The following is a 5,531-nucleotide window of genomic DNA, read 5'->3' on the forward strand; positions in this document are numbered from 1 at the left end:
TCGACGTATTCCGCGAGCCGCTCGGCCACCTGCTCGTGGCTGCCGACGATCACGCAGCCGGGGCCGCCGCGAATCTGCGACATCCCGGCCCACAGGTTCGGGCCGACGATCAGGTCGTCGAAGTGCTGCGTGTGGCCCTGGTGCAGCGCGAACTGGCGTTTCGCGCCGACCGATTCCGACGATTCGCCGCGCCCGCCGAAGCCGTTGCGCGTCGTGTCGCCCACCGTCGCGAACATCTGCCGCAACTCGGCCCACGCCTGCTCCTCGGTCTCGCGCGCAAGGATGTCGATGCGCATGCCGAAGCGCAGGTCGCGCTCGGCGTTCTGGCGATCGAGCGCGCGGCGCGCGGCATCGATCACTTCCTTCTGTTTCGCGAGCGGCTCGCCCCAGCTCAGGTGCACGTCGCCGTGCTTCGCGGCAACCGCGAGCGCGGCGTCGCTCGCACCGGCCAGGTAGATGCGCGGCGGCTTCTGGCCGCTCAGCGGCGGCAGCAGGCCACCGGCTTCGACGCGGTAGAAGCGGCCGTCGAACGTGAACGGCTCGCCGGCCGCGACGCCCTTCACGACATCGAGGAATTCGTCGGTGCGCGCATAGCGGCTGTCGTGATCGATGAAGTCGCCGTACGCGCGCTGGTCGGGGCCGCCGCCGCCCGTGACGACGTTCCACTCGACGCGGCCGCGGCTGATCCGCTGCAGGCTCGCGGCCATCTGCGCCGCGTAGACCGGATGCACGAAATGCGGCTGCAGCGCGATCAGGAGCCGCAGCCGGCGCGTCTCGCGCGCCAGCGCGGCGGCCACGACCCACGGTTCCTCGGTGAAGCGGAAGATCGGAATCAGCGCGCCGTGGAAGCCGGTGATGTCGGCCGCACGCGCGACCTGCGACAGATAGTCGATGTAGCCGAAATCGTCATCGTCGACTTTCGGCGCGACGCGCGATGCGCGCTGGCGGTTCCATTCGCCACGCGTATGCAGGTCGTGTGCGCGCCGGCCGTCGCCATGCATCGGCAGGCGCCACAGAAATTCAACAGCCATCGGAGTTCTCCTGGTCGGGCCATTCGGATTGCGTGCGGCATCGGCGTGCCGCGCGTGTGCTGCGCTGTAAAGCACGCGGTGTGCCAGCGCGCTCGCCACTGCGCGAGCGTGGCCGCCGGCGAACGCGCGCGGCGCCTTGCATACCGGGCGTCAGCAACAGTCGGATCGCACCCGCTGGCGGTTGCCGGCGACGTCTCGACAGGCCCGTCCCGCGCTGCTGCACCGGCCGCACTGCTGCTGCGCGCGCAACAGCGACCGACGCGACTGTTGCTGACGCAACAGGCGATGAATCGGCACGTGCGTCGCGCCTGCCGCGCGATGCCCGCGCCGCGTGCAACCGCGCCGTTTCCGCTCACTGGCCCGGAACTTGCAACGTTGACCGGCCCGCGCGTGCGACACCGACACCGTGCGCGACCGGGCTTCAACCATGCTTACGCAGAGAGGGAATCTCACCCATGACAGACAGGCCCGATTCGTCATCGGACAAGCAGCAGACGTTCTGGTACGCCCGATCGCCCGTGCCGACCCCGCTCGGCATCGCCGTGCATCTCGGCTGGCTCAACGGCGAGACGTCGGCCGACGGCGTCGCGATCCGCTCGCCGCGCGGCGCCACGCGGCACGACGTGTCGTCGATCAGCGATCACACGCTCGCGCAGTCGTTCCGCCAGGGCGGCAGCATCCCCGCGATGTGGGCGCGCTCGAACGGCGCGAATACGCGCGTGATCGGGCTGTCGTGGGTCGACGAATCGCAGTTGATCCTCGCGCGGCCCGAGTCGGGCATCCGTTCCGTGAAGGCATTGCGCGGGCGGCGCATCGCGATCCCGAGCCGCCCCGACGACCGCATCGACATCTTTCGCGCGTCGGCGCTGCGCGGCTTCAGCAACGCGCTGAGCCTCGACGGGCTGACCACGCGCGACGTCGAATGCGTCGACGTGCGCGCACGCACGCTGCAGGCCGTCGGGCCGGCGCGTGCGGCGGACCTGTTCGCGTCGCCGCACGGCTTCTCGAGCCGCGCGCTATATGCGGCCGAAGCCGGCGCGCTGCTGCGCGGCGAGGTCGACGCGATCTACGTGAAGGGCTCGACCGGTCTCGAGATCGCGCAGCTGATCGGCGCGCACGTCGTGATCGACATCGGCTTTCATCCGGAGCGCTCGATCCGCAACAACAACGGCACGCCGCGCCCGCTGACCGTCAACGCGGACGTGCTCGCGAACCATCCGGACATCGTCGCCGGCTTCCTGAAGCTCGTGGTCGCCGCCGGCGAATGGGCCGGCACGCATCCCGACGAGACCGCCCACTACGTGGCCGGCGAAACCGCGTCGTCGATCGACTGGGTCCGTGCCGCGTACGGCAACCAGCTGCACCGGCATCTCGGCGTCAACCTCGACGACGAATCGGTCGCCGCGCTCGACGACTTCAAGACGTTCCTGCACGACCAGGGTTTTCTGGAAGCCGACTTCGACGTCGCCGACTGGATCGACCCGCGCCCGCTCGCCGACGTGCTGCGGCCGTCGTTGCAGAAACGCGCGTGAGCCCCTTTTCCGCCTACTGTTCCGGACCATCATGAAACCCACGCTCTCCCTCGTCTCGCTGCGCGCGCTGTTCGCCGCGCTGCCGTTCGCCGCGGCATCGCTCGCCACATCGGCCGCGCATGCGGACGACGCGCCCAAGGTCGTGCGGATCGCCGTCGTCGCCTATTCGAGCGGCGGCAAGACGCAATACGCGGGCGCGTCCGCGCTGATCGACGCCGACAAGTCGCTCGAGAAGGCGCTCGCCGCGCGGCATGTGAAGCTTCAATGGGTGCCCGTGTCGACCGCGGCGGTCGGCACGCTCGTGAACGAAGCGTTCACGAACGGCAGCATCGATTTCGCGGGCTACGGCGACCTGCCGTCAGTCGTCGTCAACGCGTCGGGCACCCACACGCGCCTGATCGTGCCGGGCGGTGTCGGCAGCAACACGTATCTCGTCGTGCCGGCCGGCTCGACCGCGAAGTCAATCGTCGATCTGAAAGGCAAGCGCATCGCGCTCAATCGCGGCCGGCCGTGGGAAGTCACGTTCAGCAAGCTGCTCGCCGAGAACGGGCTGAAGCTGTCCGACTTCAAGATCTACAACCTCGACCCGCAAGCCGGTGCGGCAGCCGTCGCGGCGGGCCGTGTCGACGGCTTCTTCACGCTGTCCGACGCGTATTCGCTCGTCGACAAGAACGTCGGCAAGATCATCTGGTCGACCAAGACCGCGCCCGACGACTGGAAGATGCGCGCGGAACTGTGGGCGTCCGACGATTTCGTGCGGCGCTACCCCGACGTCACGCAGCTCGTCGCGACGGCCTACGTGCGTGCCGCGCACTGGATCTCGCAGCCGCAGAACCGCGACGCGTACGTGAAGATCCTCAGCGCGTCCGGCCAGCCGGAAAGCGTCGTGCGCCGCGAATACGCGGATGAGGCAACACCGTGGAAGGAGCAATGGACACCGCTCTTCACGCCCGCGCTGACCGGCCACTACCGCGACGTCATCGCGTACAGCCGCCAGGCCGGCCTGACGTCCACGCCGGTCGACGTGAACGCGCTGCTCGCGCCGACGTTCGTGTCGACCGCGCTCAAGCAGCTCGGGCTCGACGGCTACTGGCGTGCCGACGCGGCGCGCGTCGCGAGCCGTTGATGCCGATGCATGCCCTCGCGTCGAACGGCACGCGCGCGCTCCGTCTGCCCGGCATTGCACGGCTCGGCGGACTCGCGCTGTGGTGGGCCACGCCTGTCGCGTTCGTCGCGCTGTGGTGGCTCGCGAGCGCGCAGCGCTGGTTCCCGCCGCAGCTCGTCGTGCCGCCCGAACGGCTCGCGGCGACGCTGCGCACGCTGCTCGACACCGGCGAACTGCGCGACAACCTGCTGATCACGCTGCATCGCCTCGCGCTCGGCTTCGCGATCGGCGCGACCGGCGGCGCCGCGTTCGGCATCCTGCTTGCGCGCAACCGGCTGTTCGCCGACTACCTGCGGCCGACGTTCGACCTGCTGCGGCAGGTGCCGACGCTCACGCTGATTCCGCTGCTGATCCTGCTGATCGGCGTCGACGAGCCGCTGAAGCTCGTCGTCGTCGGCAAGGCCGTGTTCTTTCCGGTCGCGCTGGCCGCATACACGGGCGTGTACGACGCACCGCGCGACCTCGTCGAGATGGCGCGGCACTACGGGCTCGGCCGCTTCGCGCTGCTGCGCGACGTGCTGCTGCCGGCCGCATTGCCGCCGCTGCTGACCGGCGTGCGGATCGCACTCGCGCGCGCGTGGCTCGCGCTCGTCGCGGTCGAGCTGCTCAGCGCCGACAGAGGGATCGGCCAGATGATGGAACTGGCGCGGCAGATGCTGCGGCTCGACGTCGTGCTCATCGACGTCGCGGTGATCGGGCTGATCGGCTTTGCGATCGACCGGTCGATCGCACTCGTGCAACGCTACGCATTGCGCTGGCAGACGCCCGCGCGCTGAACGGACAGGTTTCTGAATGACCCTCGCCAAGCCCCCCTTCTCGATCGCCGCGCTGCGCCGTCGTGCGCGCGGCCTCGTCGTGCCGGCCCTGCTGGTCGCCGCGTGGCAATACGCGTCGTCCGGCGATGCGGCCCATCAATACGCGTTCGTGCCGTTGCAGCAGGTTGGCGCCGCGCTCGTCGAACTCGCACGCAGCGGCGAACTCGCAACGGATCTCGGCGCGAGCCTGCGGCGCACGACGCTCGGCCTGGCGGCAGGCGTCGCGCTCGGGCTCGTGTTCGGCGCGGCGATGGCGCGCTCGACGCTTGCGCGCAAGCTCGGCGAACCGGCGTTCCAGGCGCTGCGCTACGTGCCGCTGCTCGGACTGATTCCGCTGCTGAGTTTATGGGCCGGCACCGGCGAATTCGCAAAGGTCTTCATCATCGCGCTCGCCGCGTTCTACCCGATGACCACCGCCAGCTTCGACGGGCTGCGCCGCGTCGATCCGCGCTACGTCGAACTCGCGCAGTCGTATCGCCTGACTCGCATCGGCCTGTGGCGCGACGTGCTGATCCCGGGCGCGTTGCCCGACCTGTTCGCGGGCGTGTTGCAGGCCGTGCCGTTTGCATGGATCACCGCAACCAGCAGCGAGCTGCTGTTCAATGCGGGCGCGGGGGTCGGCAGCCTGATGCAGAACGCGCAGGCGGGCGCGCGCGCCGACGTGTTGCTGGTCTGCGTGCTGGGCGTGACGGCGCTCGCCGTCGGCATGAGTGCGCTATGCGAGCGGATCGCGCAGCGCGCGCTGCGCTGGCGCGATCACGCCTGACGGCGCAGCCGCGCGTCGGCGTCGCCCGCGTCGCGCGGCTTCAGGATGCCAAGCTGCGCGAGCCGCGCGCGCACGATGTTGCGCGACTGGTCGAGCAGGCGCGACATGCGCAGCTGGTTGTGGTCGCTGTAGTCGAACACGCTGCGGTAGACGGTGTCCTCGATGTGCTGCCAGAGCGCCGGCGTGCCGAGATCCAGCAGCTCGATCACCGCGTGGCGCAGC

The 5,531-nt window shown here is 69.8% G+C and carries 5 protein-coding genes and 1 pseudogene; 4 read left to right on the forward strand and 2 right to left on the reverse strand.

All coding sequences use genetic code 11. The features are described 5' to 3' along the window. The coding region (locus tag JYJ84_RS27370; RefSeq protein ID WP_205189692.1) for an LLM class flavin-dependent oxidoreductase at positions 1–1,031 on the reverse strand (1,031 nt) is incomplete at its 3' end. Positions 1,032–1,486: 455 nt separating this feature from the next. Here JYJ84_RS27370 and JYJ84_RS27375 point away from each other — a divergent pair. From JYJ84_RS27375 to JYJ84_RS27390, 4 genes are read left to right on the forward strand one after another with little or no spacing between them, the layout of a single operon-like run. Next, the gene (locus JYJ84_RS27375) at positions 1,487–2,563 is read left to right on the forward strand and encodes an ABC transporter substrate-binding protein (RefSeq protein WP_175219286.1); all 1,077 of its coding nucleotides are present in this window, start codon (positions 1,487–1,489) and stop codon (positions 2,561–2,563) included. Positions 2,564–2,594: 31 nt separating this feature from the next. Beyond that, positions 2,595–3,689: a PhnD/SsuA/transferrin family substrate-binding protein gene (locus JYJ84_RS27380; RefSeq protein ID WP_175219283.1), complete on the forward strand. Its 1,095-nt coding sequence runs from the start codon at positions 2,595–2,597 to the stop codon at positions 3,687–3,689. Further along, complete coding sequence (locus JYJ84_RS27385; RefSeq protein WP_175219281.1) at positions 3,689–4,504, forward strand: ABC transporter permease; 816 nt, start codon at positions 3,689–3,691, stop codon at positions 4,502–4,504. Before JYJ84_RS27380 ends, JYJ84_RS27385 begins: the two co-directional genes overlap by 1 nt. Positions 4,505–4,520: 16 nt before the next feature. After that, entirely contained in the window at positions 4,521–5,309 is a 789-nt protein-coding gene (locus JYJ84_RS27390) for an ABC transporter permease (protein ID WP_175219279.1), read from the forward strand. On the opposite strand, the pseudogene JYJ84_RS27395 reads toward JYJ84_RS27390, so the two are convergent. Beyond that, positions 5,300–5,531 (reverse strand): annotated as a pseudogene (locus JYJ84_RS27395) (AAA family ATPase); the annotation flags it as partial. The gene JYJ84_RS27390 and the pseudogene JYJ84_RS27395 overlap by 10 nt on opposite strands.

This window comes from Burkholderia sp. LMG 13014 (genome assembly GCF_905232215.1).
Lineage (GTDB): Bacteria > Pseudomonadota > Gammaproteobacteria > Burkholderiales > Burkholderiaceae > Burkholderia.